Raw genomic sequence first — 265 nt, 5'->3', positions numbered from 1 at the left:
CTCAAAGTGATGTAAATATTGTTGGTGGAAAAGCTGCAAATTTGGGAGAAATGACAAAAATAGGTATTCCAGTTCCTCCGGGATTTGCTATAACATGCAGAAGGTTATTGGAAATTTGTTGAGTACAATGGAATAAAAAATAAAATGGAAGAAATATTAAAATCAATTGATGTAAATAATCCAACNNAATTGAGAAAAGCAGCCAGCCAAATACAAGAATTATTTATAAAAGGAAATATTCCAGATGATTTAAAGAATGAAATAT

General features: G+C 29.3%; 2 protein-coding genes (1 of these 2 only partly in view). Both read left to right on the top strand.

All coding sequences use genetic code 11. The features are described from left to right. The first annotated feature begins 50 nt into the window (after positions 1 to 50). Positions 51 to 122, top strand: a complete 72-nt coding sequence (locus tag LUA84_RS05430) for a hypothetical protein (protein ID WP_457913375.1) — start codon at positions 51 to 53, stop codon at positions 120 to 122. 22 nt (positions 123 to 144) lie between these two features. Next, on the top strand, positions 145 to 265 hold part of the coding region annotated (locus LUA84_RS03345) for a PEP/pyruvate-binding domain-containing protein (RefSeq protein ID WP_305836296.1) (this coding region is incomplete at its 3' end). The annotated region continues 238 nt past the right edge of the window; 121 of 359 annotated nt are visible.

It is taken from the genome of Candidatus Nanopusillus massiliensis (genome assembly GCF_920984865.1).
Note: the sequence above shows the minus strand (reverse complement) of the source record. Positions and strands in the feature narration are given on the sequence as shown.